This is a genomic window from Demequina rhizosphaerae, assembly GCF_000971255.1.
Lineage (GTDB): Bacteria > Actinomycetota > Actinomycetes > Actinomycetales > Demequinaceae > Demequina > Demequina rhizosphaerae.
In genome coordinates this window covers 105913-132393 of the sequence record NZ_BBMC01000003.1, presented here as the reverse complement: position 1 = coordinate 132393, position 26481 = coordinate 105913, and the positions used below count along the sequence as shown (strand labels likewise).

The window sequence follows — 26481 nt, the reverse complement described above, 5'->3', positions numbered from 1 at the left end:
GGCGCGCTACGCCCCCACGTAGTCCGCGAGGTGCTCCCCCGTCAGCGTGGAGCGGTCGGCCACCAGTGCGGCGGGCGTGCCCTCGAAGACGATGCGGCCGCCGTCGTGGCCGGCGCCGGGACCCAGGTCGATGATCCAGTCCGCATGCGCCATGACGGCCTGGTGGTGCTCGATCACGACGACGGTCTTGCCCGCGTCGACGAGCCGGTCGAGCAGCGCGAGCAGCTGCGCCACGTCCGCGAGGTGCAGCCCGGTCGTGGGCTCGTCCAGGACGTAGACGCCGCCCTTGTCGCCCATGTGCGTGGCGAGCTTGAGGCGCTGCCGCTCGCCGCCGGAGAGGGTCGTGAGGGGCTGCCCCAGCGCCAGGTAGCCGAGCCCCACGTCGACGAGGTGGCCGAGCATCCTCGCCGCCGCGGGGTTGCGCGCCTCGCCCTCCGAGAAGAAGGCGTGCGCCTGCTCCACGGGCATCTCGAGCACGTCCGCGATCGACCGGCCCGCGAGCAGGAGCTCGAGCACCTCGTCGTTGAAGCGGCGTCCCTCGCACGCCTCGCACACGCTGGCGACGGTCTCCATGACGCCGAGCTCGGTGTAGATCATGCCGGCGCCCTTGCACACGGGGCACGCGCCCTCGGAGTTGGCGCTGAACAGCGCCGGCTTGACGCCGTTCGCCTTGGCGAAGGCCTTGCGGATCGGCTCGAGGGCGCCCGTGTAGGTCGCGGGGTTGGAGCGACGGGAGCCCTTGATGGGCCGCTGGTCGACCGTGACGACCCCGGCCTCGGCGGGGATAGCGCCGTGGATGAGCGAGCTCTTGCCCGAGCCCGCCACGCCGGTCACCACCGTGAGGACGCCGAGCGGCACGTCGACGTCGACGTCGCGGAGGTTGTTCGTCGCGGCCCCGCGGATCGCGATCGCGCCGCTCGGCTCGCGCACGCCGTCCTTGAGGACCGCCCGGTAGCCGAGATGGCGGCCGGTGAGCGTGTCCGAGCCGCGCAGCCCGTCGACCGTGCCCTCGAAGCAGACCTCGCCGCCCGCGGTGCCCGCGCCCGGGCCGAGGTCGACGACGTGGTCGGCGATCGCGATGGTCTCCGGCTTGTGCTCGACCACGAGGACGGTATTGCCCTTGTCGCGCAGGCGCTCGAGCAGGCGGTTCATGCGCGCGATGTCGTGCGGGTGCAGGCCGACCGTGGGCTCGTCGAACACGTAGGTGATGTCGGTGAGCGCGGACCCGAGGTGGCGGATCATCTTGGTGCGCTGCGCCTCTCCCCCGGACAGCGTGCCGGCCGACCGGTCGAGCGACAGGTACCCGAGCCCGATCTCCACGAACGAGTCGAGGGTGTCGCGCAGCGCCGCGACCAGGGGCGCGACCGAGGGCTCGGCGAGGTCGCGCATCCATGCGGCGAGGTCGGAGATCTGCATCGACGCGAGGTCCGCGATCGAGGCGCCCCTGATGAGGGACGAGCGGGCGGTCGCGCTGAGACGGGTGCCGTCGCAGTCGGGGCACGTCGCGAAGGTCACGGCCCGGTCGACGAAGGCGCGGATGTGCGGCTGCATCGCGTCCGGGTCCTTGGACAGCATCGACTTCTGGATCTTGGGGATGAGCCCCTCGTAGGTCATGTTGATGTTGGCGACCCGGACCTTGGTGGGCTCCTTGTAGAGCAGGTCGTCCCGCTCGCGCTTGGAGTAGTCGCGGATCGCCTTGCCGGGGTCGAGGAAGCCGGACTCCGTGTACATGCGCACCGCCCAGCCGTCGGCGGTGTAGCCGGGGATGGTGATGGCGCCGTCCGCGAGCGACTTGGACTCGTCGTAGATCTGGGACAGGTCGAGCTCGCTGATGCGTCCCGTGCCCTCGCAGCGCACGCACATGCCGCCGGTGACCGAGTACTCGCGGTGCTCCCGCACGGTGCTGCCGTCCTTGCGGGTCACGGTCGCCGAGCCCGATCCCGACGACGTCGCGACATTGAAGCTGAAGGCCTGCGGCGCGCCCACATGCGGGTCGCCCAGGCGCGAGAAGAGGATCCGCAGCATCGCGTGGACGTCGGTCGCCGTGCCGACCGTCGAGCGCACGTTGGCGCCCATGGGCTCCTGGTCGACGATGATCGCGGTGGTGAGGCCCTCGAGCACGTCGACGTCCGGACGCGACTGCGACGGCATGAAGCCCTGGATGAACGAGCTGTAGGTCTCGTTGATCATGCGCCGCGACTCCGCGGCGATGGTCTCGAACACGAGCGAGCTCTTGCCCGAGCCGGACACCCCGGTGAAGACCGTGAGGCGGCGCTTGGGCAGCTCGAGGCTCACATCCTTGAGGTTGTTCTCCCGCGCGCCCTCGACCCGGATGAGGTCGTGGGCGTCGGCGGCATGGGGCACGGTCATGGGGACTCCCGACGCTGGGGACGATGCGACGGTCCCCATTGTGCCGCGCGGCGCTGACAGTGCGGCCGACACGCGTGGCCGACCGGACGGTCAACTCGCGCGGCCAAGCGCCCGGCTGAGCGGACGGCCGACACGCACGTCGGATCGTTCGCGTGACGCTCCTGCACACACGCCGGTTCCGGCCTGAGCGTCGGACCAGCGGTCGATCGATCCGACGCTCGGGCTGTCCAGTCAGCCCCGTTGCCCCCCTTCCCGGTGCGCCACCACCGCCGGCGCCGCCAGACCACTGGGTCTCCCCGCCCTAGCGAGCAGCCGCCCGAGGCGCGCACGCGGCGGCTCCGCGTCAACCGATCGGTCGCCCCGCTCGCCGGTGCGCGGCGAGGATGCGCCGCACCGCCGCTGCGATCTCGCCGGGTCTCGCGGCCTCGACCTCGGCCGCCGTGAACCGCGCCGCGAGGACGCCGCGCTTCAGGACCCCCCGGTCGCGTCTCCGGTCGCGTGTGAACGCGTCATCATCGTCGTGCGAGCTGCGCCCGTCGATCTCGAGGGCCAGCCTTCCCTCGACGACCAGATCGACCCTGCCCACGCCGTCGACGTACACCTGCGGGACCACGCGGAGTCCCGCCTCGACGAGGTCGATGCGGGCCAGCGTCTCCTGAGCGGACTCCGCGCGCGCATCGGCCCGAGCAAGGAGCCAGCTCCGGCGCGCTCTCGGCGTCGCGATCCACCCGTCGAGGTCGGCGCCTCTCACCAGCCCTCGACGCAACGCTGCGTCGAGCATCACCAGGTGCGCACGAGGGCCGACGCACCTGCCGGCGTGATCGAGCGCGGTCGGCACGGGCATGGGCGCGAGCGAGCTGCCGCATCCCTTCGCGAAGTGGAACCGGTGGGTTGCTACCCGCCTCGGCGTGCGCCCGCGGGGCTGAACCGCGACGTGGACGACCCGTGTGCGCGGCATCACCGGCAGCCCCGCCTCGGCGATGGCCGAGACGCAGGTGAGACGCGACCGGAGCCGGGCGGCCTCCAGCCGTGCCTCCGACAGGGTCGGCAGCGCGATCACCCCGGGCACCGGCGCGATGAGAAGGCCGTCACTGAGGGCGCCATCGAGAGCCCAGCGGGTCGTTCCTGCCGCGAGCACGGCCGCACGCCGCATCGTCCCGCCGCCTTTCTCCACCAGCGTCACCGGTTCCATGCGTCGATGGTGGGGGCCGGGAGCCCACGGGTTCGGGCATCGTCCCGTCGCGGAGGACGAGACCGGCCTCGGATGGGTCGGGGACATCGGCCTGGGCCAGGTCTCGGCGCCGGGCCGCTGAGCCCGGACCGTGGCAGCAGCGAGGCCGTCTCGCGGTCACGATCGACGCGGTTGCGATGTCGGATCGCTGGAGCAACGCTCCTTCATCCGTGCTGGTTCCGGCACCTCAGGCGGCGCGATCGGCGATCGATCCGTCTCCCGTGCTGGTGGGGCCGGGGTGGGGCCGTGCTGGTGGGGCCGGCGGGGGGCTGGTGAGGGCCGGCGGCGGGCTGGGGGGCCGGACGGCGAAAGCAGAAGCGGCCCGCCCCCGGAGGGACGGGCCGCTTCTGCTGCTCAGCTGGTCAGTGCGCGTGCTGGCCGGTGGAGTACTCCATCACCCAGCCCACGAGGCCGATGATGCCGATGACGGCCGCGGGTGCCATGATCCACCAGTCCACCGCGAGGGCGACGAACGCCAGCGCGGCGCCGAGGCCGCACACCAGCGGCCACCAGCTCCACGGCGCGAAGACGCCCTGCTCGCCCGAGTCCTCGGAGATCTCCGCGTCGAGACGGTCCTCGGCGCGGTTGCCGTGACGGTTGGCCAGCATGTGGAAGTAGACGGCCACCATGATGAACATGCCGCCGGTGAGGTAGACGGCCGTGACGCCGACGGGCTCCGACCAGCCGGTGAAGAAGGCGTAGGCCGTGCCCGCGACGAAGAAGAAGGCCGCGGGGATGAAGAAGACGTTCCGCTCGGTACGCATCGATCTCTCTCCTTACGCGACGGGCGCGTGGTCGCTGGCGTCGCGCTCGGCCTGGTAGTGGTCGCGGGCGGCCGCACCGGGGTGGTGCAGGTCGAACGCGGGCCGCTCCGAGCGGATGCGCGGGATGGACGTGAAGTTGTGGCGCGGCGGCGGGCAGGACGTCGCCCACTCGAGCGAGTTGCCGAAGCCCCACGGGTCGTTGACCGTCACCAACGGCGCGCGACGCGACGTGATGTACACGTTCCAGAAGAACGGCAGGGTCGAGAGCGCGAGCACCACGGCGCCGATGGTCGACAGCTGGTTCATCCAGGTGAAGCCGTCCTCGGGCATGTAGTCGACGTAGCGACGGGCCATGCCGTGCGCGCCCAGCCAGTGCTGGACGAGGAACGTGGTGTGGAAGCCGATGAAGAGCAGCCAGAAGTGGATCTTGCCGAGGCGCTCGTCGAGCATCTTGCCGGTGAACTTGGGCCACCAGAAGTAGAAGCCGGCGAACATCGCGAACACGACCGTGCCGAACACGACGTAGTGGAAGTGCGCCACCACGAAGTAGGAGTCGGACAGCGGGAAGTCGAGCACCGGCGAGCTGAGGATGACGCCCGTGAGACCGCCGAAGAGGAAGGTCACGAGGAAGCCGATCGACCACAGCATCGGCGTCTCGAACGTGAGCTTGCCGCGCCACATCGTGCCGATCCAGTTGAAGAACTTCACACCGGTCGGCACCGCGATGAGCATCGTCATGAACGCGAAGAACGGCAGCAGCACCGCGCCGGTCACGTACATGTGGTGCGCCCACACGGTCACGGACAGCGCCGCGATCGCGATGGTCGCGTAGACGAGGCCGTGATAGCCGAACAGCGGTTTGCGCGAGAACACCGGGAAGATCTCGGAGACGATGCCGAAGAACGGCAGCGCGATGATGTACACCTCGGGATGGCCGAAGAACCAGAACAGGTGCTGCCACAGGATGGCGCCACCGTTGTCCGGGTTGAAGACCTGCGAGTGGAGCACGCGGTCCGAGCCGAGCGCGAACAGCGCCGAGGCCAGCGGCGGGAAGGCCAGCAGCACGAGCATCGACGTCACCAGGATGTTCCAGGTGAAGATCGGCATGCGGAACATAGTCATGCCCGGCGCGCGCATCGTGACGATGGTGGTGATGAAGTTCACCGAGCCGAGGATGGTGCCGAAGCCGCCGAGCGCGAGGCCGAAGACCCACAGGTCGCCGCCGACGCCGGGCGAGTAGATCGAGTTCGACAGCGGCGCGTACGCGAACCAGCCGAACGAGGCCGCGCCCTGCGGGGTGAAGAAGCCCGCCATGGCGATGACGCCGCCGAAGGCGTACAGCCAGTACGCGAGCATGTTGAGGCGCGGGAACGCCACGTCGGGAGCGCCGATCTGGAGCGGCATGATGAAGTTCGCGAAACCCGCGAACAGCGGGGTCGCGAACAGCAGCAGCATGATCGTGCCGTGCATCGTGAACAGCTGGTTGTACTGCTCCGCCGACTGCACGACCTGCATGCCGGGCTCGAACAGCTCGGCGCGGATCAGCAGCGCGAGCAGGCCGCCCACGATGAAGAAGAAGAACGACGTGATCAGGTACATGTACCCGATCGTCTTGTGGTCGGTGGACGTCAGCCACTTCACCACGATGGAGCCGCGGCGGGTGGGGGCCGCGGGGATGACGGCGGTCCGGCGGTCCTCGCCGGTGGCCTCGAAGGGGACGGTGGCCATCAGGACTCAGACTCCTCGTGCTGCTCGGTCAGCTGGACGACCTGGTCGCGGCTGTACTCGTCGACGCCGATCTGGCCGCTGTAGCCCTCGTTGCGGAGCTCCTCCATGTGCGCGTCGTAGTCCTCGCGGGACACGACGGCGACGTTGAAGAGCATGGACGCGTGGTACTCGCCGCAGAGCTCGGCGCACTTGCCCTGGTACAGGCCCTCCTGGGTGGGGATCACCTGGAAGGTGTTGGTCTTGCCGGGGACCACGTCCTCCTTGTAGAGGAACGCCGGGACCCAGAAGGAGTGGATGACGTCGCGGGAGTCGAGCGTGAACTCGACGCGCTCGCCCACGGGCAGGTACAGCGTGGGCAGCGTCTCCTCGACGCCCTCCTCACCGGTGAGGACGGCCTGCACGCCCGGGTCGTAGACGTCGTCGTCGACGTAGTTGAAGTCCCAGCTCCACTGCTTGCCCACGACGTTGATGTGGATGTCCGGCGTCTCGGACGTGTCCTTGATCGCGGCGACGTCCTCGGCCGTGTACTTGAACAGCACGCCGACCATGAGGAGCGGGACGATGGTGTACATCAGCTCGAGCGGGATGTTCGCACGCGTCTGGACGGGGAGCTTGTTGTCCCCCTTGCGCTTGCGATAGACCGCGACGGACCAGAGGATGAGGCCCCAGGTGAGGACGCCGACGGCGAGCGCGGCGATCCAGGAGCCGTTCCAGAGGGTGATGATCCGACCGGTCTGGTTGGTGATCTCGGGCGAGCTGGGAAGTGCGCCGTTCTCGATGCCGTTGGCGCATCCTGCCAGGAGGGACGTCAGTCCCAGGACAGCGATGCCTGCCAGGGCTTTTCCGGGCACGCGGGGACGTGAAAGGTGGGACACACGGGCAGTCTAGCGCGCTGTACCGTGATGCCATGCAGGTCGCGCGCATGTTCCTGGACGCCAGTGGTTCCGCCCCTATGACGAACAGGACGCTCGAGGCGTTCCACGCCGGCCTCGCCGACGGGTGGGCGGATCCCGCCCGCCTCCACACCGAGTCGCGTCGTGCCAGGCAGCTCCTCGACGCGTCGCGCGAGGCCATCGCGGAGGCGCTCGGCGCCCGTCCCGAGCACACGCACCTCGCCCACTCCCCGCACGCGGGGCTCGAGCGCGCCACCGCGGGCATCTTCGCGGCGCGCCGGGGCCGCGACCGCATCGTCGCCTCCGCCGTCGAGCGCGACGCGACGATGCACGCCGCCCACCACGTCGCCGCCGGCGACCTCACCATGGTGCCGGTCGACGCGCGCGGCCACGTCGACCTCGACGCGTTCGCCGCGGAGCTCGCGGTGCCCGACGTCGCGCTCGCCGCGGTGCAGCACGCGAACCACGAGATCGGCACCGTCCAGCGCCTCGACCGCGTCGCGGAGGCGACCACGGCCGCGCGCGTGCCCCTCCTGGTCGACGCCACCGCGAGCATCGGCCACGGCCCCGCGCCGCAGCACTGGGACGCGCTCGTCGCGAACCCCGCGGACTGGGGCGGCCCGGCCGGCCTCGGCATCGTCGCGCTGCGGCCGCACACCCGCTGGCTGCCCGCGTGGCCCGAGGGCGACGACTGGGCGCCCGGCGGCGTCCTCGTCCCCGCGGTGCTCGCCGCGGCCGTCGCGCTCCAGGAGCGCCGCGAGGTGCTCGACGAGACCTCGCTGCGCCTCCACCGGATGATCGCCCGCGTGCGTGATGCCGCCGCCGGGTGGCCCGGGGTCGACGTCGTGGGCGATCCCGACGAGCGCCTCCCCCACGTGCTCACCTTCTCGTGCCTCTACGTCGACGGCGAGGCGCTGCTGTCGCGGCTCGACCGCGAGGGCGTCGCGGTCGGCTCCGGCTCGGCCTGCACCACCAGCACCCTCGAGCCCAGCCGCGTGCTCGCGGCGGTCGGCGCGCTCAGCCACGGCAACGTGCGGCTCGGCCTCCACCCGGGCGTCACCGACGCCGACATCGACCGCCTCCTCGACCTCCTCCCCCGCGTCATCGCGGACCTGCGGGACGAGGCGGGCGCCCCGGAGATCGCCTGACATGACCGGGGACGATGCGGCGGCAGGCAGCGGCGGTCACGTCACCGTCGACGCGACGGGCATGCTGTGCCCGCTGCCGATCATCGAGCTCGCGAAGGCGGCGCGCGGCCTCGCCGCCGGCACCGAGGTCACGGTCATCGCGACGGACGTCGCGGCGCGCGTCGACGTGCCCGCGTGGGCGCGCATGACGGGGAACGAGTTCGTGGGGGAAAAGAAGACGGACGGCGCGGGCATGGCCCTCACCGTCCGTCTCCGCTAGTCCCTTGCGGGTCAGCTGAAGGAGTCTCCGCAGGCGCAGGAGCTCGACGCGTTGGGGTTGTCGATGGTGAACCCCTGCTTCTCGATGGTGTCCGAGAAGTCGATGGTCGCGCCATCCAGGTACGGGACCGACATCTTGTCGACCACGACCTCCACGCCGTCGAAGTCGCGAACCGCGTCCCCGTCCAGCGTGCGCTCGTCGAAGTAGAGCTGGTAGATGAGGCCGGAGCAGCCGCCGGGCTGCACCGCGAGGCGCAGCCGCAGGTCGTCGCGGCCCTCCTGCTCGAGCAGGCTCCTGACCTTGGCCGCCGCGGCATCGGTGATGACGACGCCGTGCGACTTGGTCTCGGTAGCAAGATCAGTCATTGACGCCTCCTCTCTCTCGGGTGTCCCTATCAGCGTACGCCGACCGCCGGGTATTCCGAACCCTCCCGCCGCGATTCGTGGATACGTCACCCAAGATCGCGCGGCGAACTAGCGGCGCGGCGTCCAGGTGTGGGCGACCCGGCGGATCTGATCCGCGAGCGCGTCCTCCCCCGCCGCCGCCTCGTGCGCCGCGGCGACGCCGGCGGCCATGAGGTCCCGCCTGCCCACCGCGAGGTGCGCCGTGACCGCCACGCACGGCACGCCCCGGCGGGCGGCCAGCGCGGAGGCCGCGGACACGATTCCGTGGTCGAGGTCGTGCGCGCCGAGGTGGTCGACGACCGCGACGACGACGTCCGCCTGGGCGGCGCCGCGGTCGAGGCCGGCCAGCTCCGCCGTCGCGGCGGCGGCGGGCACGAGCCGGGCCCCCATCGCGGCGAGCGCGTACGCGAGGCCTCCGGCGGCGCCGGTGCCGGGCTCGTCCGACAGGCGGGTCGGGCCGAGGAGCGCGCGACGCGACGCGACAGGGTCGGCCTCGCGGGCGATCGCGGACCACCGCTCCTCCTGCGCCTGCGCCGCCTGGGCGAGCGCCGCATCGTGCTCCCGCCCGTCGCGGACCGCGGCGCTCATGCCCGTGAAGCCGAGCAGCGGCCGGTCGGAGCCCACGAGCGCGACGACGTCGAGGGCCGCCACGCCGGCGCGCGCGGCCTCGAGCCCTCCGCCCCACAGGTCGACGGCGTCGCCGGCGGGCGGCTCGTCCCCGAGGGGCACCACGACGCGCGCGGTCTCCCCCGCCGCCGCGAGCCCGAGCAGCGCCGACGCCAGCGCGGACGGCTCCCAGCGACCGCCGACGGCGGGGGCGAGCACCACGACGCCGCCGATGCGGGTGGCCGTGGCGCCGCCGACGGACGAGGTGTCGCCGTCGAGCGCGTCGGCGGTCCGGGGACCGCCGGACGGCACCGCGACGACGTCGAGATCGACGTGCGGGGAGGCACCGGACCAGGCATCCCGGACGATCCGGACAGTCTGTGCGGAGGTGAGGCGCCCGGAGTCCGGGAGGGGCCAGCTCTGGGCGGCGATGGCGGCACGCATGGCCTCAAGTGTGCCCTGTCGCGCGTGCGACAATGGGCAGATGACCCAGACCTTCCACGAGCCCTCGCCGTCGCCTGCGCTCATGCTCCTGGGTGAGCGTCGCGACCCGCTGTCCGAGCGGGGCGTCGACTGCCCGGGCGCCCTTCCCGCCGCCTCCGACCCCGACCTGGTCGAGCGGGCGCGCGCCGCGAAGGAGGCGCTGGGAGACCGCGTCTTCATCCTGGGCCACCACTACCAGCGCGACGAGGTCATCCAGTTCGCCGACGTCACCGGCGACTCGTTCAAGCTCGCGCGCGACGCGGCCGGGCGCCCCGAGGCGGAGTTCATCGTCTTCTGCGGCGTGCACTTCATGGCGGAGAGCGCGGACATCCTCACGTCCGACGACCAGGCCGTGGTGCTGCCCGACATGGCCGCCGGCTGCTCGATGGCCGACATGGCCAACATCAACCAGGTGGACGATGCGTGGGCCCAGCTCGAGGAGGCCGGCGTCGCATCCCGCACGGTGCCCGTCACCTACATGAACTCGACCGCCGCCATCAAGGCGTTCTGCGGCGACCACGGCGGCGTCGTGTGCACGTCCTCGAACGCGGAGGTCGCGCTGCGCTGGGCCTTCGACCAGGTGGGCGGCGTCGAGGGCGACGGCAAGGTGCTGTTCCTGCCGGACCAGCACCTCGGCCGCAACACCGCCGTCATCCAGCTCGGCATGGAGCTCGACGACTGCGTCGTGTGGGACCCGCGCAAGCCCCTGGGCGGCAACACCCCCGAGGAGCTCGAGAAGGCCCGCATGATCCTGTGGAAGGGCCACTGCTCGGTGCACGGCCGCTTCCGCCGCAGCCACGTCGACGACTTCCGCGCGAAGGTGCCCGGCATCAACGTGCTGGTGCACCCCGAGTGCGCGCACGAGGTCGTCACGGCCGCCGACTACGTCGGCTCGACCGAGTACATCATCAAGACCCTCGAGGCCGCCGAGCCCGGCTCCGCGTGGGTCATCGGCACGGAGCTCAACCTCGTGCGCCGCGTCGCGGCCGCGCACCCCGACAAGGAGGTGCACTTCCTCGAGGACACGGTGTGCTTCTGCTCCACCATGAACCGCATCGACCTGCCCCACCTCGTGTGGGCGCTGGAGTCGCTCGTGGCGGGCGAGGTGCCCAACCGGATCGTCGTCGACGACGAGACGCAGCGCCTCGCCAAGGTCGCGCTCGACCGCATGCTCGCGCTCCCCGCGCTCAACCCCTCCAAGGACTGACCAGAAGGACGGACACGGGCTCCGGCCCGCATCACTCATGAGCGACAAGAACACCCCCGACACCGACACCCCCGACACCGAGGTCGACGGCCAGGCGAAGAAGGGCCGCCCGACCCCGAAGCGCAAGGACCAGGAGGCCGCCCGCCGTCGCCCCGTCGTCGCGGACACCAAGGCCGACAAGAAGGCCCAGCGCGAGCGCCAGCGCCTGCAGCGCGAGAAGGAGTTCCAGGCGATGCGCGAGGGCGACGAGCGCAACATGCCGTACGAGCACCGCGGCCCCGAGCGCCGGTTCCTGCGCGACTACGTCGACGCACGCACCTCGCCCGGCGAGTTCCTCCTGCCCATGTCGATCGTGTTCGTCATCGCGTCGCTCGCGGTGCCGGCGAACTCGTGGGCCGGTCTCGCGCTCATCGTGCTCTTCTACGTCATCGTCATCGGCGTCGCGATCGACACGTGGCTCATGATCCGCCGCCTGAAGAAGCTGTTCATCGCGAAGTTCGGCGCGAAGCGCATCCCGCGCGGCTGGACCTTCTACATCATCGCCCGCCACCTCAACGTGCGCCGCTTCCGCGCGCCCAAGCCGGTCGTCAAGCGAGGCGAGTTCCCCGTCTGACGCGCCGCCGCATCGTCCACCGGGAGCCCGGGCCGCCATGGCCCGGGCTCTCGTGCATCCGGGGCCCGCGCGCACCCCTAGGGTGGAGCGCATGGTCAACTATCGCTATCTCGGAAACTCCGGACTCAAGATCACCGAGCTCACCTACGGCAACTGGATCACCCACGCGTCGCAGGTCGAGAACGACCAGGCGAAGGCATGCGTGCGCGCCGCGCTCGACGTGGGCATCAGCTCCTTCGACACCGCCGACGTGTACGCGAACACCGGCGCCGAGGTGGTCCTCGGCGAGGCGCTCAAGGGCGAGCGGCGCGAGAGCCTCGAGATCTTCACCAAGGTCTTCTGGACCACGGGCCCCGGCGGCGCCAACGACATGGGCCTGTCGCGCAAGCACATCATGGAGTCGATCAACGGCTCGCTGACGCGCCTCCAGACCGACTACGTCGACCTCTACCAGGCGCACCGCTACGACTACGACACACCGCTCGAGGAGACGATGAGCGCGTTCGCGGACATCGTGCACGCGGGCAAGGCGCACTACATCGGCGTGAGCGAGTGGACCGCGGACCAGATCCGCGCCGGCGCCGCGCTGGCCAAGGAGCTGCGCATCCCGTTCGTGTCCTCGCAGCCGCAGTACTCGATGCTGTGGCGCGTCATCGAGGAGGAGGTCGTGCCGGCGTCGAAGGAGGTCGGCGTCGGCCAGATCGTGTGGTCGCCGGTCGCGCAGGGCATCCTCACCGGCAAGTACAAGCCCGGCCAGCCGGCGCCCGCGGGCTCGCGCGCGACCGACGAGAAGTCCGGCGCGCGCTTCATCGAGCGCTTCATGAACGACGACCTCCTCACGCGAGTCCAGGGCCTCCAGCCCATCGCCGACGAGCTCGGCCTCACCATGGCGCAGCTCGCCATCGCGTGGGTGCTGCAGAACGACAACGTGTCGGCCGCGATCATCGGCGCCTCGCGCCCCGAGCAGATCGTGGACAACGCGAAGGCCTCCGGCGTGGAGATCCCGGCGGAGCTCATGACCCGCATCGACGAGGTCCTCGGCGACGTCGTCGAGCGCGACCCGGCCCGCACCGTCGAGGCGGGTCCGCGCTCGCGCTGAGCCGCCCTTAGACACACGAAGGCCCCGGGGAGACCCGGGGCCTTCGCTGCATCAAAGGAGAAAACAATGCTCGTACGCCTGGCAGGTGCGTACATGGGGTGAACGCGCTTGGCGTCGCACATGTTCCCGGGCGCACACTGGAGGCATGGAGCTCCTCCGGGATCGCGCCGATGCGGGCGCGCGGCTCACGTGGCTGCTGTCGCCGCTCGTCGTGCAGGGCGACGCGACCAGCGCGGTCGTGCTGGGGCTGCCGCGCGGCGGCGTGCCGATCGGCGCGGCGATCGCCCGCGGGCTCGGGCTGCCGCTCGACGTGGTGGTGGTGCGCAAGCTCGGGGCGCCCGGCAACCCGGAGTACGGCTTCGGCGCGATCGGCGAGGGCGGCATCCGTGTGCTGGACGCGCAGGCGATGACGATCCTGGGGATCACCGACGAGGTGGTCGCGCGCATCGAGGCGCGCGAACGCGAGGAGCTCGAGCGGCGCCTCGCGTCCTACCGGGAGGTCCGCCCGAAGGTGCCGCTGGCCGGACGGACCGCGATCGTGGTGGACGACGGCATCGCGACGGGGGGCACGGCCCGGGCGGCCGCGCTTGTCGCGCGGGCCGCGGGCGCGGGTCGGGTGATCGTGGCGGCGGGCGTCGCGGCTCCCGAGTCGCTGCACGCGCTCATGGAGGACGGGTCGGCCGATCTGGCGCTCGCGGCCCTCATCCCCAACCAGCTGCTCGCCGTGGGCCAGTGGTACATGAACTTCTCGCAGACCCCCGAGCGCGAGGTGCTGCGGATCCTCGGGGAGGCGGCCGCCGAGGAGTGAGCGCGGGGCCGCGCCACGGTCAGCGGGCGGGCTTGCGCCCCGGTCAGCGGGCGGGGCCGGCGGCGATGTCGAGGATGCGGGCGGCCGCGGGCGACAGCCGCCGGCGCGGGTCCCACACCGCGGCCAGGGGACGCGTGAGCGACGGGCCCTCGACGGGCACCCGGATGAGGCGTCCGGCGGCGACGTCGTCGTGGACCGCGCGCTCGCTCAGCGCCGCCACTCCTCCGCCCGCGAGCACCGTCGCGCGGATCGACGCGGTGGTCGACAGCTCGGCCGCCGGTGCCGCGACCGTGCCGGGGCCGAGCGTCGCCTCGAGCGCGCGTTCGAGCGTGAGCCGCGTGCCCGAGCCGGGCTCTCGGCTCAGCAGCGGCGTGCGCGCTACCTCGGCGGGCGACAGCGACGTGCGGCGCGACCACGGATGGCCGGGTGCGACCACGATGACGACCTCGTCGTGGGCTACGACGAGCGTCGCGAGACGCGCGGGCGGGTCGGGGGTCTCGACGAAGCCCAGGTCGTCGACGCCGGCGCGCACGCGCTCGACGACGGTCGCGCTGTTGACCGCCGTGAGCTCGACCTGCGCGGCGTCCGACTCGGACGCGTAGGCGACGAGCCAGCCCGGGAGCAGGTGCTCGGCGACCGTGAGGCTCGCGCCGATGCGCACGTGCGCGGCGCTGTCGGTCCGCAGCGCCGCGACCGCGCGTTCGAAGCCGTCGACCTGGCCGAGCACCGCCGCCGCCCAGCCGGCGACCATGACGCCCTGATCCGTGAGCGCCGTGCCGCGCGCGCTGCGCGAGAACAGCGCCAGCCCCCAGCGGCGCTCGAGCGCGCGCATCCGCTGGGACACCGCCTGCTGCGTCACGCCGAGGGACTGCGCCGCGGCGGTGAGGCTGCCGTGCTGCTCGACTGCGACGAGCATCCTCAGCTCCTCGACCGACGTGCCCGCCATGCGCCCTCTTTCACAACCTGTGCTTGTGGTTCACCCTCATTCTCGCACTACCCGACCCCATTCCCGCTTGGGAGCATGGCCTCATGGCCCCCTTACGCATCGTCCCCGTCCCGCCGAACTGGTTCGCCGTCGTCATGGGCACGTCGATCGTCGCGACCGGCGCGCACGCGCTCCCCGTGCGCCTGCCCGGGCTCGACGCGCTCGCATGGACCTTCTGGGCGCTCGCGGGGCTCGCGCTCGTCGCGGCGGTCGTCGCCACGGCCGTGCATCTGCGCGCGGACCGCGGCGCGCTGCGCGCCTACCTCGCCGATCCGGCGGTCGCACCGTTCTACGGCGCGCCGGCGATGGGCCTGCTCGCATACGGCGCAGCCACGCTGGTCGTCGCGCAGCCGCTGCTCGGACACGCGGCCGTAGCGCTCGACGCGATCCTGTGGCTCGCGGGCACCGCGCTCGGGCTCGCGACCGCGGTCGGGGTGCCGGTGCTCGCCTTCACGCGTCACCGTGTGGACGTCGACGCGGCCTCGGGCGCATGGCTCATGCCCGTGGTGCCGCCCATGGTGTCGGCCGCGACCGGCGCGCTGCTCCTGCCGCACCTCGACGGCGCCGCCGCGCAGACGATGGCGCTGGCCTGCTACGCGATGTTCGGCGCGTCCGGCATGGCCGCGATCGTCCTCATCACCCAACTGTGGTCCCGCCTCGCGCACCACCAGCGCGGTGCCGCCGCCGCGGTGCCGACCCTGTGGATCGTGCTGGGCCCGCTGGGCCAGTCCGTGACCGCGGTCGGGCTGCTCGCCGACACGGCCGGTCCCGCGCTCGGCGTGAGCGACCACGCGCTGCGGATGTTCGCGTTGCTGTACGGCGTGCCCGCGATGGGCTTCGCGCTGCTGTGGCTCGCGATCGCCGCCGCCATCACCGCGATGACGGCGCGCGAGGGGCTGCCCTTCTCGCTCGCGTTCTGGGCGTTCACGTTCCCGGTCGGCACGATGGTGACCGGTGCCTCGTCGCTCGCGGCCCACACGGGCGCCGTCGCGCTCGACTGGCTCGCGGTCGCGCTGTTCGCGCTGCTGCTCGCGGGATGGGGCGTCGCCGCGACGGGGACCGCGCGGGACCTGCGTGCGCGCCGCCCGGGAGTACCGGACGTCCCGCGGGAGGCGGCAGCCGTCTGAGAGGAGTACTGGGTGTCCCGGCGGGGGTCGGGCGGACGTCCGGGGGTCCCGGGTCAGCGGGCCGTGAGGGCACGGTTGAGGCGCGCGACCCACCACGGGCCCTGGTACACGAAGGCCGTGTAGACCTGCAGCAGCGTCGCGCCGGCGTCGAGCACCGCGCGGGCGTCCTCCTCGGAGGAGATGCCGCCCACGCCGATGAGGCACATGTCGGGGCCCACGCGTCCGCGCAGGCGGGCGATCACCTCGCGCAGGCGCGGGAGCAGCACCGGGCCGGACAGCCCTCCGGGGCCGCGGTCGTGCGCGATGGTGGTGTTGGACGCGACGATGCCGTCGAGCCCCAGCTCGAGCGCGAGGTCCGCGACCGCGTCGACGTCCGCGTCCGCGAGGTCGGGGGCGATCTTCACGAGCAGCGGGACGCGGCGGTCGGCGACGGCCTCGTCCGCGGCCACGCGGGTCGCGGCGAGGATGGGCCGCAGCGTGTCCACGGACTGGAGGTCGCGCAGGCCGGGCGTGTTGGGCGAGGACACGTTGACCACGAGGTAGTCCGCATATGGGGCGAGAAGGCGGGCCGAGTACGCGTAGTCGTCCGGCGCGTCCTCGGCGGGCGTCGCCTTGTTCTTGCCGAGGTTGACGCCCAGGACGATGCGGCGGCCGGCCGCGGTGGAGCGGAGCGCCGCGAGGCGCTCGGCCATCGCGTCGGCGCCCGCGTTGTTGAAGCCCATGCGGTTGCGCAGGCCGTGCAGGTCCTTCTCGCGCCACGAGCGGGGCTTCTCGTTGCCGGGCTGGCCCTTGGGGGTGACGGTGCCGACCTCGACGAACCCGAAGCCCGCCGCGGAGAGCCCGGCGACCGCCTCGGCGTCCTTGTCCATGCCGGCCGCGAGACCCACGGGGGCCGGGAACGTCAGCCCGAGCGCCCGCACCGAACCTGCGGGATCCGGCGTCGCGACGAGCCCCAGCGCACGCATCGTGCGGAACGCCCAGGCGCCACGCCCGATCGCCGTCACGCCGAAGCGGTGGGCCCACTCGGCGTCGGTACGGGAGAGGACCTGGCGGTAGAAGGCGGCGTACACGGGACCCAAACTACCGGGGCTAGGCTCGACGCCATGACCTCACTCACCACCACCCAGGACCAGGTCGCGTCCGTCGAGGCCGACGCCATCATCGTCGGCTGGACCGCGGACGACACCGTCGCAGCCCACCCCCTCCTCTCCGACGAGGCCCGCGAGACCATCGCCGCGGGCGCCTCGCTCCTCGACGCGTCGTCGAAGGCCGGCAAGGTCACCGTCGTGCCGGGCGCCGGCACCGAGGCCCCCCGCGTCGTCGTCGTCGGCATCGGCTCCGGCTCGGAGGCGGACCTCCGCACCGCGGCCGGCGAGGCCTCGCGCCAGGTCGGCAAGAAGCCCTCCAAGGTCGTCGTCGCGCTGCCCGCCGAGGGCGACGCCGCGATCGCCGTCGCGCAGGGCGCCGTGCTCGGCGCCTACGCCTTCACCGACTACAAGTCGGACGAGAACGCCGCCACCGACACCGAGTGGGTGATCGCCGGCGCGACCGACGAGGCCGTCGAGCGCGCGAGCATCCTCGTCGCGGCGGCCGCGGGCATCCGCGACCTCGTCAACACCCCGCCGCTCGACCTCTTCCCCGGCTCGTTCGCGGAGATCGCCGAGCAGATGGGCGCCGAGACCGGCGTCGAGGTCGAGACGTGGGACGCGCAGCGCCTCGCGAACGAGGGCTTCGGCGGCATCCTCGCGGTCGGCATGGGCTCGGCCCGCCTCCCCCGCCTGGTCCGCGTCTCCTACAAGCCCGAGGGCGCCTCGCAGACCGTCGCGCTCGTGGGCAAGGGCATCACCTTCGACACCGGCGGCATCTCGCTCAAGCCGTCGAAGTCGATGGAGACGATGAAGTCCGACATGACCGGCGCCGCCACCGTGCTGCACGCCGTGATCGCGGCCGCTCGCGCCGAGCTCCCCATCGCCGTGACCGCGTGGCTGTGCCTCGCGGAGAACATGCCGTCGGGCACCGCTCAGCGTCCCTCGGACGTCATCCGCATCTACGGCGGCCAGACCGTCGAGGTCCTCAACACCGACGCCGAGGGCCGCCTCGTCATGGCCGATGGCCTGGTGAAGGCGCGCGAGGAGAACCCCGACGTGCTGCTCGACGTCGCGACCCTCACGGGCGCCCAGGGCGTCGCGCTCGGCACCCGCACCTCGGGCGTCATGGGCACCGCGGACGTGCGCGACGAGGTCGTGGCGTGCGCGAACGAGGTCGACGAGGCCATGTGGGCGATGCCGCTGCCCGAGCACCTGCGCGAGTCGATCGACTCGAAGATCGCGGACCTGCAGAACATCGGCGACCCGCAGGGCGGCGGCATGCTGTCCGCGGGCATCTTCCTGCGCGAGTTCGTGGGCGAGACGCCGTGGGCGCACCTCGACATCGCGCGCCCGTCGTACAACGAGGGCAAGCCGTGGGCCGAGAACGTCGCCGGCTCGACCGGCCACTCGCTGCGCACGCTGTTCCGCTTCCTGGAGGCGCGCGCCCAGGCGTGACGGCTCCGTAGAGACGGCGAAGGCCCGGTCCCCGAGGGGGCCGGGCCTTTCCCGTGCTCCGGTCGGTCGACTCCCCATGACGCATGTGAAGGCGATGCAGCCGCGTGAAGGATGGGGACGTCGCACCGATGCTCACGCCACCCATGCCCCACATCTGTCATGGGGAATCAACGCGCCGGGGCCGGCGCGCGGAGGGACGATGCGGCGGCTCAGCCGAGGTTCTTGCGCTGCTGCTCGTTCCACTCCCGCATGCGCGAGGGGTAGCCGGAGAGGTTGACGTCGAAGGCCGGGATCGAGAACTGCTGCGCGAGGCGGCGCGCCGTGTCCTCGTCGGGCACGCGGCGGCGCGTCCACTCCCCCGTGTCCGCCACGATCACCATCGTGGTCTGCGTGACGCGCGTCGGAGGCTCGATGAACGCCTCGCATCCGGTGTGCGCGCTCACGAACGACCGCAGGTGCGCGATGGTCTCGGCCTTCGCGTCGCGCCCGCCGCTCTGCGGCGCCGTCGCGCGCTTGGACCGAGGCTTCCAGGAGAACAGTCCCATGGTCCCAGCGTAGTCACGGGGTGCGGGCGTAGCATGCGACGCGCGCGGCTCGCGCGGCTCCCGCTGCGTGGCAAGATGGGCCGTACAGACATCCCTTACAAGGAGATCCCATAGTGTCCGAGTCCACCCCACGCTCTTTTGATGTCCTCATCCTCGGCGGCGGGTCGGGCGGCTATGCCGCTGCCCTGCGCGCCTCCCAGCTCGGCCTCACGGTCGGCCTGGTCGAGGAGTCGAAGGTGGGCGGTACGTGCCTCCACAACGGCTGCATCCCGACCAAGGCGCTGCTGCACGCGGCCGAGCTCGCCGACAACGCCCGCGAGGGTGAGAAGTACGGCGTCAACAGCTCGCTGCAGGGCATCGACATGCTCAAGGTGAACTCCTACAAGCAGGGCGTCATCGACCGCCTCTACCGCGGCCTCCAGGGCCTAGTGAAGTCGCGCAAGGTGACGGTCATCGAGGGCCACGGCCGCCTCGTGGGCCCCGACACCATCGAGGTGGGCGGCGAGCGCTACACGGGCACGAACATCATCCTCGGCACGGGCTCGTACGCCCGCTCGCTGCCCGGCCTCGAGATCGGCGGCCGCGTCATCACGTCGGACCAGGCGCTCCAGATGGAGTGGGTCCCTCAGAGCGCGATCGTGCTCGGCGGCGGCGTCATCGGCGTCGAGTTCGCGTCGGTGTGGAAGTCGTTCGGCTCGGACGTCACCATCGTCGAGGCGCTCCCCCACCTCGCGCCGAACGAGGACGAGGCGCTCTCCAAGGGCCTCGAGCGCGCGTTCCGCAAGCGCGGCATCAACTTCAAGGTCGGCGTCCGCTTCCAGGGCGTCGAGCAGTCGGACGCGGGCGTCAAGGTCACGCTCGAGGACGGCACCGTTCTCGAGGCCGACGTCCTGCTCGTCGCCGTGGGCCGCGGCCCGCGCACGGCGGACCTGGGCTACGAGGAGCAGGGCATCCGCGTCGACCGCGGCTTCGTGCTCACCGACGAGCGCCTCCACACCGGCGTCGCGAACATCTACGCGGTCGGCGACATCGTCCCCGGCCTGCAGCTCGCGCACCGCGGCTTCCAGCAGGGCATCTTCGTCGCCGAGGAGATCGCGGGCCTCGCGCCGCAGGCAATCGTCGAGTCGAACATCCCCCGCGTCACCTACTGCGAGCCCGAGCTCGGCTCGGTGGGCCTCACCGAGAAGCAGGCGGTCGAGAAGTACGGCGCCGACCAGGTGAAGGCGCTCGAGTACAACCTCGGCGGCAACGGCAAGAGCCAGATCCTCGGCACCACCGGCTTCATCAAGCTGGTCCGCGTGGTCGACGGCCCCGTGGTCGGCGTGCACATGCTCGGCGCCCGCGTCGGCGAGCAGATCGGCGAGGCCCAGCTGATCGTCAGCTGGGACGCCCACCCCGAGGACGTCGCGCCCCTCATCCACGCGCACCCGACGCAGAACGAGGCCCTCGGCGAGGCGCACCTCGCGCTCGCCGGCAAGCCGCTGCACGCACACGACTGATACGACACGACTGAGGGAGTTCCTTCCATGAGCAACGACGTCACCCTTCCCGCCCTCGGCGAGTCCGTCACCGAGGGCACCGTCACCCGCTGGCTGAAGTCCGTGGGCGACACGGTCGCCGCCGACGAGCCCCTGCTCGAGGTCTCGACCGACAAGGTCGACACCGAGATCCCGTCGCCCTTCGCGGGCACACTCCTCGAGATCCTCATCCAGGAGGACGAGGAGGCCGAGGTCGGCGCGGTCCTGGCGCGCATCGGCGAGGCCGGCGAGACCCCCGCCGCCGCCCCGGCGCCCGAGGCCGCCGCCCCCGAGCAGCCCGCCGAGCAGCCCGCCCCGGCGGAGGAGGCCCCCGCGCCCGCCGCCGAGGCCCCTGCCCCCGCTGCCGCGCCCGCCGGTGGCGGCCGCGACGTCACCCTCCCCGCGCTGGGCGAGTCCGTGACCGAGGGCACCGTCACCCGCTGGCTCAAGGCCGTCGGCGAGTCCGTCGAGGTCGACGAGCCCCTGCTCGAGGTCTCGACCGACAAGGTCGACACCGAGATCCCTTCGCCGTTCGCCGGCGTCCTCACCGAGATCCTCGTGGGCGAGGACGAGGAGGCCGAGGTCGGCTCGGTCCTGGGCCGCATCGGCGAGCCCGGCTCCGCCCCTGCTCCCGCCGCCCCCGCGGCCGAGGCTCCCGCGGAGCCCGCCCCGGCACCCGCCGCGCCGGCACCGGCACCGGCACCGGCTCCGGCCGCCCCGCCCGCTCCCCCGGCGCCCCCGGCCCCGCCGGCCGCCGCCGCTCCTGCGGCCCCCGCGGCTCCGGCTCCGGCCGCCCCTGCTGCTCCCGCCGCTCCGGCCGCGGCCGCGTCGTCGGGCTCCGGCTACGTCACCCCGATCGTCCGCAAGCTCGCCGCGGAGAAGGGCGTCGACCTCGGCTCCCTCACCGGTACCGGCGTCGGCGGCCGCATCCGCAAGGAGGACGTCCTCGCGGCGGCCACCGCCGCCCCGGCCGCTCCGGCTGCCGCCGCGGCTCCCGCGGCCCCCGCGTCGTCGGCCAACGAGGTCGAGGTCTCGGAGCTGCGCGGCCAGACGGTCAAGATGACCCGCATCCGCAAGATCACGGCCGACAAGATGATGGAGTCGCTGCACGGCATGGCGCAGCTCACCTCCGTCGTCGAGGTCGACTGCACCAAGATCTGGGCGCTGCGGGCCAAGAACAAGGCCGCGTTCTCCGAGAAGCACGGCGTGAACCTCACGTTCCTGCCGTTCTTCACCCGCGCCACCGCGATCGCGCTCCAGGAGCACGCGTTCCTCAACGCCTCGGTCGTGGACGACAGCATCGTCTACCACCCGTCGGTCAACCTGTCGCTCGCGGTGGACACGCCCAAGGGCCTCATGCTGCCGACGCTCAAGGACGCGGACTCGAAGACGATCGTCGACCACGCCAAGGGCATCGTCGACCTCGCCACCAAGGCGCGCGAGGGCGGCCTCAGCTCGGACGAGATCTCGGGCGGCACCTTCTCGGTGACCAACACGGGCTCGGGCGGCACGCTGTTCGACACCCCGATCGTCCCCGCGCCCCAGGTCGGCATCCTCGCCACCTGCGCGATCGTCAAGAAGCCGGTCGTCGTCAAGGGCCCGGACGGCGAGGACGTCATCTCGGTCCGCCCGATGGCCTACCTCCCGCTCAGCTACGACCACCGCATCGTGGACGGCGCCGACGCGGCCCGCTTCCTGCAGACGGTCAAGCGGATCGTCGAGGCGGGCGAGTTCGAGTCCGAGCTCGGCCTGTAACAAGAAGCAACAAGACGAACGGACAACTGCAGATGCGCGTCGTGATCTCGGGCTCCTCGGGGCTCATCGGCACGGCGCTCACCGAGTCCCTGCACGAGGGCGGCCACGACGTGGTCGCCCTCGTGCGCCGTTCACCGGTGGGCCCCCACGAGTCGCGCTGGGATCCCGCCGCCGGCCGCATCGACGCGGACCTGGTCCGCTCCGCCGACGCGGTCGTCAACCTCGCCGGCGCGTCGATCGGCGACAAGCGCCTCACCGACTCGTACGTCGAGGTCGTGCGCGGCTCGCGGGTCGACTCGACCCGCACCATCGTCGACGCGCTGCTCGGCGACGACCAGGGCGCCGGCTTCGGCGGCGTCCTGATCCAGGGCTCCTCGATGGGCTACTACGGCTCGCGGGGCGAGGAGGTCCTCTCCGAGCGGTCGACCCCGGGCGACACCGTCCTCTCGGGCATCGTCACCGACTGGGAGGCGGCCGCGCAGCCCGCCCGCGACGCGGGCATCCGCACCGTGACCGTGCGCACCGGGCTCGTGCTCGCGGCGCACGGCGGCTTCGCCGAGCGTCTCCTGCCCCTCGTCACCCGCGGCCTGCTGGGCACGCTCGGCAAGGGCGACGCCTGGCACTCCTGGATCACGCTCGAGGACCACATCCGCGCGCTGCGCTTCCTCATCGAGTCCGACCACGACGGCGCCGTCAACGCGATCGCCCCGCACCCCGCCCGCGACGCGGCTCTGCTGCGGGCCCTGTCCGAGGCCGCCGGCCGCCGCCCGGGCTTCCACGTCCCCGCCTTCGCGCTCGAGGCCGCCGTCGGCCGCGCGATCGAGGACCTCCTGTCCTCCACGCGCGGCACCCCCGGCGTGCTCAGCCGCCTCGGCTTCGAGTGGCGCCACCCCACCATCGAGGACGCCGCCCGCTGGGTCATGGCGAACCGCTGACCTCCGCGACCCGCCACCTCTCCCCCGACCACTCGAGCGCGAGCCGCGCCTCCTGACGCTCCGCGGGGAGCTCCGCACGCGACCCGTCCGCGTCCACGCGGACATGGTCCGACAGCCGGTAGGAGATGTCGACAACGGCGCTTGAGCCGTCCGCCGACACCACGCTCGCCGCACCCACGTCGACCTCGAGCCCGCGCAGCTCCGTCTCCTCGAGCAGCCGCGCCTCGCGCGAGGCGGTCGCCCACGCCTCCGATCCCGGCACCGTCAGCCGCACCAGCGCCTCGCCGTCCCCCGCGACGATCGCGGCCGCCCGGTCGCGCGTGAGGGCACGCGCGGCCTCGGCGACGTCCGGCAGGGACGATGCGGCGGCGGGCTCCGCAGGCGCGCCCCCGTCCGAGGCGTCGAGACCCGCGAGCGGCGGCGCCCACGCCGCCCAGGCCACGCACGCGGCGACGCACGCCACGACGACGCCGAGCACGAGCGGGCGGCGCCGCAGCCGCCACGCCCATGCCCGCGGGTCGGTCGCGGTCCGCGCGTCCGGCGCCACCGCGGCGTCGGGCTCCGCAGGCACGTCCGGCCCCACCGCACGGGCGCGGCGCAGGCGACGATGCCGCGCGCGACGGCGCCCGCCGACGGGCGGGCCTCCGGATCCGGGTCGAGCAGCGGCGCCGCCCAGGCCTCCGCCTCGGTGCGGATCTCCGGGGCGGCGGCCGCCAGCGCCAGCGCGCCGAGGGCGTGCACGTCGCCGGCGGCGGAGGGCGGCCCGCCCGCGGCCCGCTCGGGGGCGGCGAAGCCCGGCGTCCCGCGCTCCCCGCCGAGCGCGGGGCCCACGAGGTCGACCAGGACCGGCCGCGCGCCCACGAGCACGTTGGCGGGGGCCACGTCGCCGTGCGCGAGCCCGCGCGCGTGCAGGGCCGCCAGCGCCTCCGCGAGGCCCGCGACGAGCCAGACCCACGCGCCGAGCTCGGCGATCCGCCCGGCCTCGGCGAGAGGCGTCCCGGCGACGCGGGGCGAGCAGGCCACCACCGCATCGTCCTCGCGCACGATGTCGAGCGGGACGCACACCCCGGGATGGTCGACGGCGCTCAGCGCCGCGACGCGGGCGCGCGCGGACCGCTCGGCCGCGTCGCCGCGCCCGACCGTCCGGGTGACCCGGTCGAGCTGCAGAGGGGTGATGCGCCGCACCCCTCCACCGTCGCATCAGCGTCGGCGGAGGGGTGCGTTGTCCACAGGGTCAGTCCGCGATGGACCTCGCCGGCCACCAGGCCTTGCGGCCGATGTCGCCGATGAGGCCGGGGACCAGCAGCGAGCGCACCACGAACGTGTCGATGAGCACGCCGGCGGCGACGATGAACGCGATCTGCGCGAGGAAGATCAGCGGGATCACGCCCAGCGCCGCGAACGTCGCCGCGAGCACGATGCCCGCCGATGTGATGACGCCGCCCGTGACGGCCAGCGCGCGCCGGACGCCCTCGCGCGCCCCGTGCTGCAGCGACTCCTCGCGGGCCCTCGACATGAGGAAGATCGAGTAGTCGACGCCGAGCGCGACGAGGAAGACGAAGCCGAGGAGCGGCACGGACGGGTCGGTGCCCGGGAAGTCGAGCACGTGGTTGAACACGAGCGCCGACAGGCCCATGGTCGCGGCGAAGCTCAGCACGTTCGCGACGATGATGAGCACCGGCGCGAGGATCGAGCGCAGCAGCAGCATGAGCACCACGAGGATGACCGCGAGGATCGTCGGCAGGATGATCTTGAGGTCGCGCTCGCTGGTGAGGCGCGTGTCGAGCGACTCGGCCGCCTGACCGCCCACGAGCGCCTCGCCGTCGACGGCGTGGACGGCCTCGCGGACGTCGGCGACGATGTCGAGCGCCTCCGCGGACGACGCCGAGACCTGCGTGACGGCGTCGATCTCGACGCGGCCGTCGATCACGATCGGGTCCTCGGGCACGGCGCCGGCCGGGGCGCCGGCCGCGACCGCGGGCGTGAGCAGGTATGCCTCGGTGATGCCCTCGACGCCGGACACGGCGTCCAGCACGTCCTGCGCGGAGCCCTCGGCGGTGATGACGCGGATGGGCGACGTGGCGCCCGCGTCGAAGTGCTGCTCGAGGAACTCGAAACCGGTGACGGACTCGGTCTCGGCGGTGAAGATGTCGCGCTCGCCCAGTCCGCCCGACTTGAAGGTGGGGACGAAGGCGGCGAGCACGACGAGGCCGAGCGCGGCCGAGGCCCACACGGCGCGGGGACGCGAGTCGACGAAGCGGGATACGCGGCCCCAGATGCCGGCGCGGGCCTCGACCGCCTCGATGGTCTCCTCGGCCTCGTGCGCGTCGTCGCCGCGGTAGCGCGGCATGGCCGGCCAGAACACGCCGCGGGCGTGCTTGCCGCCGATGAGCAGCAGCGCGGGCAGCAGCGTGAGCGCGGCGAGGAACGATGCGGCGATGCCGATCGCGCCGGCGGGACCGAGCGCGGCGTTGGACTTGAGGTCGCTCAGCAGCAGCACGAGCAGGCCGAGCACGACGGTGCCGGCGGACGCGGCGATGGGCTCGAGCGAGCGCCGCCACGCCTTCGCGAGGGCCGAGTACGGCGAACGGATGCGGAGCAGCTCCTCGCGGTAGCGCGCGACCAGCAGCAGCGCGTAGTCGGTGGTGGCGCCGACGACGAGGATGAACATGATGCCCTGGCTCTGGCCGTTGAGCGTGATGACGTCCGCGTTGGCGAGCGCATAGACCGCGATGATCGCGCCGGTGAGCGCGAGCATGGACGTCGCGAGCACGAGGAACGGCAGCACGGGGCTGCGGTACACGATGAGCAGGATGACGAGCACGACGCCGAGGGCGACGAGCAGGAGGATGCCGTCGATGCCGCCGAACGCCTCGACGAGGTCCGCGACCAGGCCCGCCGGTCCGGTGACGTAGCCGGTGAGGCCGGTGTCGGCCTCCTCCCACGCGGTGCGCAGGGTGTCGACGTAGAGCTGGCCGATCGACTCCTCGCCGGCCATCTCGTCGAACACTTCGGCGTCGACCGCGAACGAGGCGAGGATCGCCTCGCCGTCCTCCGACGGGATCGCCGTGGGGCCCTGACCCTGCGGGCCGGACAGCGTGACGTCGCCGACGGTGCGTCCCTCGGGGTCGCCCTCGAGCGGGACGGTGAGGACGTCGTCGATGAACGCCTGCACCGTGGCGACGTCCGCGGCGGAGCCCTCGACGGCGAGGAGCGCGGGGACGGACTCGGTGGGGGCGAACTCGGCGTGCGCGTCGGCGGCCTCGGTGGACTCGGCGCTCGACGGCAGGAACGCGGCGGAGTCGTTCTCCTGCACCTCGGAGAGCTTGCCGAACGTCTGACCGCCGGCGCCGCCGATCGACAGCCAGCCGAAGATGACCAGGACGATGAGCAGGGGACGTGCCCAGGATCGTAGTTTCACGTTCGTAATGATGTCGCAAAGGCGTCCAGGTATTCCCGGC

General features: G+C 72.6%; 24 protein-coding genes. 12 read left to right on the top strand and 12 right to left on the bottom strand.

Annotated features, from left to right (window positions below; translation table 11 throughout):
* Positions 1-6: 6 nt before the first annotated feature.
* Entirely contained in the window at positions 7-2409 is a 2403-nt protein-coding gene (locus AOM07_RS04315) for an ATP-binding cassette domain-containing protein (protein WP_084830099.1), read from the bottom strand.
* Positions 2410-2713: 304 nt separating this feature from the next.
* A complete protein-coding gene (locus tag AOM07_RS14650) occupies positions 2714-3562 on the bottom strand; it encodes an endonuclease domain-containing protein (protein ID WP_062311572.1) in 849 nt (282 codons plus the stop codon).
* On the opposite strand from AOM07_RS14650, the gene AOM07_RS15150 reads away from it, so the two are divergent.
* A complete protein-coding gene (locus tag AOM07_RS15150) occupies positions 3561-3683 on the top strand; it encodes a hypothetical protein (protein WP_267127777.1) in 123 nt (40 codons plus the stop codon). The two genes, AOM07_RS14650 and AOM07_RS15150, sit on opposite strands and share 2 nt — an antisense overlap.
* A gap of 280 nt (positions 3684-3963) precedes the next feature.
* Here the strand turns inward: AOM07_RS15150 and AOM07_RS04305 are convergent, their stop codons facing one another.
* Genes AOM07_RS04305 through ctaC form a run of 3 tightly spaced genes read right to left on the bottom strand, consistent with a single transcriptional unit; the run spans position 3964 to position 6968 of the window.
* The gene (locus AOM07_RS04305) at positions 3964-4365 is read right to left on the bottom strand and encodes a cytochrome c oxidase subunit 4 (RefSeq protein ID WP_062311571.1); all 402 of its coding nucleotides are present in this window, start codon (positions 4363-4365) and stop codon (positions 3964-3966) included.
* 12 nt (positions 4366-4377) lie between these two features.
* A complete protein-coding gene (ctaD, locus tag AOM07_RS04300) occupies positions 4378-6093 on the bottom strand; it encodes an aa3-type cytochrome oxidase subunit I (protein WP_062311570.1) in 1716 nt (571 codons plus the stop codon).
* A complete protein-coding gene (gene ctaC / locus AOM07_RS04295; protein ID WP_062311569.1) occupies positions 6093-6968 on the bottom strand; it encodes an aa3-type cytochrome oxidase subunit II in 876 nt (291 codons plus the stop codon). The genes ctaD and ctaC overlap by 1 nt, the downstream gene beginning before the upstream one ends.
* Positions 6969-7000: 32 nt before the next feature.
* Between ctaC and AOM07_RS04290 the strand changes: the two genes are divergently transcribed.
* Positions 7001-8134, top strand: coding sequence for a cysteine desulfurase family protein (locus tag AOM07_RS04290; RefSeq protein ID WP_084830096.1), 1134 nt, complete (start codon positions 7001-7003; stop codon positions 8132-8134).
* Position 8135: 1 nt separating this feature from the next.
* Positions 8136-8393 (top strand): sulfurtransferase TusA family protein, encoded by a 258-nt coding sequence (locus tag AOM07_RS04285; RefSeq protein WP_062311568.1) that lies wholly within the window; start codon positions 8136-8138, stop codon positions 8391-8393.
* An 11-nt stretch (positions 8394-8404) separates the two neighbouring features.
* Here AOM07_RS04285 and erpA read toward each other — a convergent pair whose 3' ends face one another.
* The gene (gene erpA, locus AOM07_RS04280; protein ID WP_062295360.1) at positions 8405-8758 is read right to left on the bottom strand and encodes an iron-sulfur cluster insertion protein ErpA; all 354 of its coding nucleotides are present in this window, start codon (positions 8756-8758) and stop codon (positions 8405-8407) included.
* Positions 8759-8866: 108 nt separating this feature from the next.
* On the bottom strand, positions 8867-9847 hold the full coding sequence (locus AOM07_RS04275) for a glycerate kinase (RefSeq protein WP_062311567.1): 981 nt from the start codon (positions 9845-9847) through the stop codon (positions 8867-8869).
* Positions 9848-9887: 40 nt separating this feature from the next.
* Between AOM07_RS04275 and nadA the strand changes: the two genes are divergently transcribed.
* From nadA to AOM07_RS04255, 4 genes are all read left to right on the top strand, one after another.
* Positions 9888-11093: a quinolinate synthase NadA gene (nadA, locus tag AOM07_RS04270; protein WP_062311566.1), complete on the top strand. Its 1206-nt coding sequence runs from the start codon at positions 9888-9890 to the stop codon at positions 11091-11093.
* Positions 11094-11130: 37 nt separating this feature from the next.
* Positions 11131-11706 (top strand): DUF3043 domain-containing protein, encoded by a 576-nt coding sequence (locus AOM07_RS04265; RefSeq protein ID WP_062311565.1) that lies wholly within the window; start codon positions 11131-11133, stop codon positions 11704-11706.
* Positions 11707-11797: 91 nt separating this feature from the next.
* Positions 11798-12805 carry an aldo/keto reductase family protein gene (locus AOM07_RS04260; protein WP_062311564.1) on the top strand — a complete coding sequence of 336 codons (1008 nt, stop codon included), beginning with the start codon at positions 11798-11800 and terminating at the stop codon, positions 12803-12805.
* 145 nt (positions 12806-12950) lie between these two features.
* On the top strand, positions 12951-13613 hold the full coding sequence (locus tag AOM07_RS04255) for a phosphoribosyltransferase (RefSeq protein ID WP_062311563.1): 663 nt from the start codon (positions 12951-12953) through the stop codon (positions 13611-13613).
* Positions 13614-13656: 43 nt separating this feature from the next.
* On the opposite strand, the gene AOM07_RS04250 is transcribed toward AOM07_RS04255, so the two are convergent.
* Positions 13657-14559: a LysR family transcriptional regulator gene (locus tag AOM07_RS04250; RefSeq protein ID WP_062311562.1), complete on the bottom strand. Its 903-nt coding sequence runs from the start codon at positions 14557-14559 to the stop codon at positions 13657-13659.
* A gap of 83 nt (positions 14560-14642) precedes the next feature.
* Between AOM07_RS04250 and AOM07_RS04245 the strand changes: the two genes are divergently transcribed.
* The gene (locus tag AOM07_RS04245; protein ID WP_062311561.1) at positions 14643-15725 is read left to right on the top strand and encodes an SLAC1 family transporter; all 1083 of its coding nucleotides are present in this window, start codon (positions 14643-14645) and stop codon (positions 15723-15725) included.
* 53 nt (positions 15726-15778) lie between these two features.
* Here AOM07_RS04245 and AOM07_RS04240 read toward each other — a convergent pair whose 3' ends face one another.
* Positions 15779-16795 carry a quinone-dependent dihydroorotate dehydrogenase gene (locus tag AOM07_RS04240; protein WP_062311560.1) on the bottom strand — a complete coding sequence of 339 codons (1017 nt, stop codon included), beginning with the start codon at positions 16793-16795 and terminating at the stop codon, positions 15779-15781.
* A gap of 33 nt (positions 16796-16828) precedes the next feature.
* Here AOM07_RS04240 and AOM07_RS04235 point away from each other — a divergent pair, with 33 nt between their 5' ends.
* The gene (locus AOM07_RS04235) at positions 16829-18268 is read left to right on the top strand and encodes a leucyl aminopeptidase (protein ID WP_062311559.1); all 1440 of its coding nucleotides are present in this window, start codon (positions 16829-16831) and stop codon (positions 18266-18268) included.
* Between the two features lie 209 nt (positions 18269-18477).
* Here the strand turns inward: AOM07_RS04235 and AOM07_RS04230 are convergent, their stop codons facing one another.
* Positions 18478-18813, bottom strand: coding sequence for a hypothetical protein (locus AOM07_RS04230; RefSeq protein ID WP_062311558.1), 336 nt, complete (start codon positions 18811-18813; stop codon positions 18478-18480).
* A gap of 113 nt (positions 18814-18926) precedes the next feature.
* Here AOM07_RS04230 and lpdA point away from each other — a divergent pair, with 113 nt between their 5' ends.
* Genes lpdA through AOM07_RS04215 form a run of 3 tightly spaced genes read left to right on the top strand, consistent with a single transcriptional unit; the run spans position 18927 to position 23020 of the window.
* Complete coding sequence (gene lpdA, locus AOM07_RS04225) at positions 18927-20312, top strand: dihydrolipoyl dehydrogenase (RefSeq protein WP_062311557.1); 1386 nt, start codon at positions 18927-18929, stop codon at positions 20310-20312.
* A gap of 27 nt (positions 20313-20339) precedes the next feature.
* The gene (gene sucB, locus AOM07_RS04220; protein WP_062311556.1) at positions 20340-22085 is read left to right on the top strand and encodes a 2-oxoglutarate dehydrogenase, E2 component, dihydrolipoamide succinyltransferase; all 1746 of its coding nucleotides are present in this window, start codon (positions 20340-20342) and stop codon (positions 22083-22085) included.
* Positions 22086-22117: 32 nt separating this feature from the next.
* Positions 22118-23020, top strand: coding sequence for a TIGR01777 family oxidoreductase (locus AOM07_RS04215; protein ID WP_062311555.1), 903 nt, complete (start codon positions 22118-22120; stop codon positions 23018-23020).
* Here the strand turns inward: AOM07_RS04215 and AOM07_RS14645 are convergent.
* Positions 23004-23591, bottom strand: coding sequence for a hypothetical protein (locus tag AOM07_RS14645; RefSeq protein WP_156171787.1), 588 nt, complete (start codon positions 23589-23591; stop codon positions 23004-23006). The two genes, AOM07_RS04215 and AOM07_RS14645, sit on opposite strands and share 17 nt — an antisense overlap.
* A 663-nt stretch (positions 23592-24254) precedes the next feature.
* A complete protein-coding gene (locus AOM07_RS04200) occupies positions 24255-26441 on the bottom strand; it encodes an MMPL family transporter (protein WP_062311552.1) in 2187 nt (728 codons plus the stop codon).
* Positions 26442-26481: the final 40 nt, after the last annotated feature.

Coding starts and splice junctions, on each gene's coding strand:
- AOM07_RS04315 (WP_084830099.1), bottom strand. CDS start 2,409: ATGGGGACCGTCGCATCGTCCCCAGCGTCGGGAGTCCCCATGACCGTG.
- AOM07_RS15150 (WP_267127777.1), top strand. CDS start 3,561: ATGCGTCGATGGTGGGGGCCGGGAGCCCACGGGTTCGGGCATCGTCCC.
- AOM07_RS14650 (WP_062311572.1), bottom strand. CDS start 3,562: ATGGAACCGGTGACGCTGGTGGAGAAAGGCGGCGGGACGATGCGGCGT.
- AOM07_RS04305 (WP_062311571.1), bottom strand. CDS start 4,365: ATGCGTACCGAGCGGAACGTCTTCTTCATCCCCGCGGCCTTCTTCTTC.
- ctaD (WP_062311570.1), bottom strand. CDS start 6,093: ATGGCCACCGTCCCCTTCGAGGCCACCGGCGAGGACCGCCGGACCGCC.
- AOM07_RS04290 (WP_084830096.1), top strand. CDS start 7,001: ATGCAGGTCGCGCGCATGTTCCTGGACGCCAGTGGTTCCGCCCCTATG.
- AOM07_RS04285 (WP_062311568.1), top strand. CDS start 8,136: ATGACCGGGGACGATGCGGCGGCAGGCAGCGGCGGTCACGTCACCGTC.
- erpA (WP_062295360.1), bottom strand. CDS start 8,758: ATGACTGATCTTGCTACCGAGACCAAGTCGCACGGCGTCGTCATCACC.
- AOM07_RS04275 (WP_062311567.1), bottom strand. CDS start 9,847: ATGCGTGCCGCCATCGCCGCCCAGAGCTGGCCCCTCCCGGACTCCGGG.
- nadA (WP_062311566.1), top strand. CDS start 9,888: ATGACCCAGACCTTCCACGAGCCCTCGCCGTCGCCTGCGCTCATGCTC.
- AOM07_RS04265 (WP_062311565.1), top strand. CDS start 11,131: ATGAGCGACAAGAACACCCCCGACACCGACACCCCCGACACCGAGGTC.
- AOM07_RS04260 (WP_062311564.1), top strand. CDS start 11,798: ATGGTCAACTATCGCTATCTCGGAAACTCCGGACTCAAGATCACCGAG.
- AOM07_RS04255 (WP_062311563.1), top strand. CDS start 12,951: ATGGAGCTCCTCCGGGATCGCGCCGATGCGGGCGCGCGGCTCACGTGG.
- AOM07_RS04250 (WP_062311562.1), bottom strand. CDS start 14,559: ATGGCGGGCACGTCGGTCGAGGAGCTGAGGATGCTCGTCGCAGTCGAG.
- AOM07_RS04245 (WP_062311561.1), top strand. CDS start 14,643: ATGGCCCCCTTACGCATCGTCCCCGTCCCGCCGAACTGGTTCGCCGTC.
- AOM07_RS04235 (WP_062311559.1), top strand. CDS start 16,829: ATGACCTCACTCACCACCACCCAGGACCAGGTCGCGTCCGTCGAGGCC.
- AOM07_RS04230 (WP_062311558.1), bottom strand. CDS start 18,813: ATGGGACTGTTCTCCTGGAAGCCTCGGTCCAAGCGCGCGACGGCGCCG.
- sucB (WP_062311556.1), top strand. CDS start 20,340: ATGAGCAACGACGTCACCCTTCCCGCCCTCGGCGAGTCCGTCACCGAG.
- AOM07_RS04215 (WP_062311555.1), top strand. CDS start 22,118: ATGCGCGTCGTGATCTCGGGCTCCTCGGGGCTCATCGGCACGGCGCTC.